At 36.6% G+C, this 3,669-nt stretch carries 3 protein-coding genes and 1 pseudogene; all 4 read right to left on the reverse strand.

Features of this window, described 5'->3' with window-relative positions:
* Positions 1–79 precede the first annotated feature (79 nt).
* Positions 80–573 (reverse strand): annotated as a pseudogene (locus tag BA053_RS06930) (IS630 transposase-related protein); the annotation flags it as partial.
* Between the two features lie 180 nt (positions 574–753).
* Positions 754–1,011 carry a hypothetical protein gene (locus BA053_RS07735; RefSeq protein ID WP_010962372.1) on the reverse strand — a complete coding sequence of 86 codons (258 nt, stop codon included), beginning with the start codon at positions 1,009–1,011 and terminating at the stop codon, positions 754–756.
* Complete coding sequence (locus BA053_RS07500; protein WP_156518035.1) at positions 966–1,121, reverse strand: hypothetical protein; 156 nt, start codon at positions 1,119–1,121, stop codon at positions 966–968. The genes BA053_RS07735 and BA053_RS07500 overlap by 46 nt, the downstream gene beginning before the upstream one ends.
* Positions 1,105–3,492 carry a DNA topoisomerase (ATP-hydrolyzing) subunit B gene (gyrB, locus tag BA053_RS05635; protein WP_065095387.1) on the reverse strand — a complete coding sequence of 796 codons (2,388 nt, stop codon included), beginning with the start codon at positions 3,490–3,492 and terminating at the stop codon, positions 1,105–1,107. The genes BA053_RS07500 and gyrB overlap by 17 nt, the downstream gene beginning before the upstream one ends.
* Positions 3,493–3,669 lie beyond the last annotated feature (177 nt).

The following is a 3,669-nucleotide window of genomic DNA, read 5'->3' on the forward strand; positions in this document are numbered from 1 at the left end:
ATTTCTAATCCTCCAAAATTTTATTTTACCCGAAAAAACTCCTTTCTTTCTCTCCACTTTTTCTGGGTAAGGTCAGAGTTTTTTTACCTAATTTTAGTGAATGAAACCTCTCTCCTTTTCTGCAATATCCGTATGGGTAGTCTTCTGTATTGTCTATCCCAGATTCATCAATATATACAAGATTATCACGATGTTTTGTCGCTATAACCCTTGCAAATTGAGCTCGCTTTTCTTCATTTCTTTCTTTATATCCGTAGGTCTTTTTTTCTTGTAAATCCAATATTTTTAAGTGCGCGGTGAATCATTTGTCGACTCCAGAGTTTGGCCATCTCTGACTGAGTCTTGCCACCATGGTTTTTTGCAAATTCGGTGAAGACATTCCAGTCGGTAATTTTATGCTACGCTTCCAGGCTTTTTTGACTGAAAATCTCCCGTTTCCTCACGCCTTTTCTGCCACTCATATAAAGTCGTTTTTCCAATTTTAAATCTCTTGGCAACAGTTGCTCTACTTTCTCCTTCATCCAATGCTTCCATTGCTTTTTTCCTTAAGTCGTAACTATACGCTGCTGGCATACAAACCCCTCTACCATAAATCCATTCTTACCTTATTTGGGTTATTATGAGAAGAGCTATAACTCTATGGGAGGGAAGCAAAATCTGGGATTCGGCCTTAATGGCATTAGCGTCGCATCAGCTTCACCCTCCCTGTGAGGTATTTTAGCTCTAATGCCTCACATCATAAAGATACAAGTGTCAAGCTACTTGGATGACAGGGGAGGGAGGCACTGGGATGACAGGAGAAGGTAGTGGGATGACACCCTGACAACCGTCATCCCGCTGCTTGTTAGCGGGATCTAGAGATACCGCGAATGAATCGCGGCATGACGTAGGACTGCTTTCATTCCAGTGCTTGACACTGGAATCCAGCCTTTCTGCAATCTCATCGAAAACGTTGTAACCACTTTCTATGCTAGTTTGCTTGTGAGCAACCTGGATTCCAGTGTCAAGCACTGGAATGACACCGTTATAAAGGAACCAGTGTCAGCTACTTGAATGACACAGTCTTTGCTTAAACCCGTAACGTTCGTACATTTTGCTAAAAGTTCAAATATCAACATCATGCACATTAAGTGCATTGCTATTAATAAAATCACGGCGTGGTTCAACTATATCACCCATTAGTATTGAAAATATGGAATCAGCTTCTTCACAATCTTTTATTTCAACCTTTAGTAAAGTTCTAGCCTCAGGATTTAACGTAGTATCCCATAGCTGATCAGCATTCATTTCACCAAGACCTTTAAATCTCTGCAGAGTTAAACCCTTTTTACCATAGTCTATTATTATTTTTGCAAGCGTACTTGGAGAAGTGATTCTTATTTCAGTTTCTTGTGACTTTAAAAATGAATCACCATTAAATAAATTACTTATACCATCAAGCAAACTTAATATGTTTTGCATATCTTTGCCTTCAAGCATACTAAGTGCAAATATATATTTGTCTGCCAATCCTTGAAACAATTTAGAGATGTGAATTTCTTTTTCTTCATCTTTTATTTCCACTTCCCAAGTATATTCGCTGTACATTAACTTCAAATACTTTAATATATCATCAGCCGATGATAGAGCATTCTTTTTGCTTAAAATTAGCAATGACTCTAAGAGATTTTGTGGTATCTCTCTATCATAATTTTTGCTAATATTAGAAATGCTAACGCATTTATTCAAAATAAGGCGCAAATCGTTAAATTCTGTAGCTGTACTACTTAGTGTTAATCTTTTAACTGCTGAGTTTATTATATACTCTTCAAAAGTTTCGTCATCTTTAATATAAGTGTCTTTAGCATTCTTTGTAACTTTATAGAGGGGTGGCTGTGCTATGTATAAGTAGCCTTTTTCAATAACTTCACGCATGTGTCTAAAAAAGAAAGTCAGAATCAAAGTTCTTATATGTGAACCATCAACATCTGCATCTGTCATGATGATAATTTTATGATATCTAGCTTTTTCAATATCGAAGTGTTCACTCCCTATTCCAGCACCAATTGCAGTAATTAAAGAGCCTATTTCTGCAGATGAAAAAATACGATCTAAACTTACACGTTCTACGTTTAGAATTTTTCCTCTTAAGGCAAGCACTGCTTGTGTTTTACGATTACGCCCCTGCTTTGCAGTACCACCTGCTGAATTACCCTCTACTATAAATAATTCCGATAACTCAGGAGCTTTTTCCTGACAATCAGCAAGCTTTCCTGGCAGAGTTGCAATATCAATATTGTTTTTGCTTTTAACTAGCTCTCGTGCTTTTCTTGCGGCTTCTCTTCCTTTTGCTGACCTAATTGCTCTTTCTACTATGCTTGCCGCCAATTTGGGATCAGTTTCAAGGATTGTGCTCAATTTATCAGAAACTATACTTTCTACAACTGCACGTGCTTCAGAACTAACTAGTTTATCTTTTGTTTGTGAAGAAAACTTAGGGTCAGGCATCTTGAGAGATAAAACACAAGTTAAACCTTCTCTAACGTCCTCTCCAGTTAAATTTACTTTTGCTTTCTTTAAAAACCCTTCATTAGTTGCATAGTTATTGATACATCTAGTTAGTGCAGATCTAAATCCTGCCAAATGCGTACCACCATCTCGTTGTCTTATATTATTTGTGAAGCATAACATATGTTCATAGTAGGAATCATTCCATTCCATCGATATTTCCAAGCTGATGCCGAGATCTTCTGCATCTCCTTTCATACTGGCAATTTTAGTTACATGTGTCTTATTCTTATCTAAGTACCGCACAAAATTCGCTGTACCAAAATTGTCTTTAGATTGATTGCTCTGATTGAAATGAGATTCTATATATGGTTCATTGCGCAGATCACGTAAAGTAATGTCGATATTTGAATTTAAAAATGCTAATTCTCTTATACGACTTTCAAGCGTTGAGTAACTGAAATTAATGCCATTAAAAGTCTCTGTTGATGGCATGAACGTGACTTTAGTTCCTCTTTTATTTGTATTTTCGTTGACTACCTTTAAAGGTTCAATAGACTCACCATCTTCAAAACGTATAAAATGTTCTTTCTTATTGCGCCAAATAGTTAATTCCAACCAGCTTGATAATGCATTCACAACTGAGATTCCAACACCATGTAATCCCCCAGAAACTTTATAGGTATTACTGTCAAATTTACCACCAGCATGGAGTTGAGTCATTATTACCTCTGCTGCTGATATTCCTTCTTCTTCATGAATGTCAGTTGGAATGCCACGACCATTGTCGGTTACTGATACTGAACCATCTTTATTTATGCTAACTTCAATTTTATCACAATATCCAGCTAAAGATTCATCTATTGCGTTATCAACAACCTCATATACCATGTGGTGCAAGCCAGATCCATCGTCAGTGTCACCAATGTACATACCTGGACGTTTTCTTACAGCATCAAGACCCCTTAAGATTTTTATTGCATCGGCATTATAACTATTTTCCATTAGATTGCTTCATTTATACACGTTAATTGATGTTACATTCAGATATACTAGTTAGCAACATTTTTAAACTGATAACCCATATTAAAAGCACAATTTTACGAGTATCTGTTCAGATGCATGGCTAATGCTGAAACAAAAATTCCAGTGCTCCCTTTCTTGTCATCCCAGTGCTTGACA

The organism is Wolbachia endosymbiont of Nomada ferruginata (genome assembly GCF_001675785.1).
GTDB classification, from domain to species: Bacteria; Pseudomonadota; Alphaproteobacteria; order Rickettsiales; family Anaplasmataceae; genus Wolbachia; species Wolbachia pipientis.

Excerpts from the sequence above, each read along its gene's own strand:
- BA053_RS07500 (WP_156518035.1), bottom strand. The coding sequence starts at position 1,121 with ATGATGTTGATATTTGAACTTTTAGCAAAATGTACGAACGTTACGGGT.
- gyrB (WP_065095387.1), bottom strand. The coding sequence starts at position 3,492 with ATGGAAAATAGTTATAATGCCGATGCAATAAAAATCTTAAGGGGTCTT.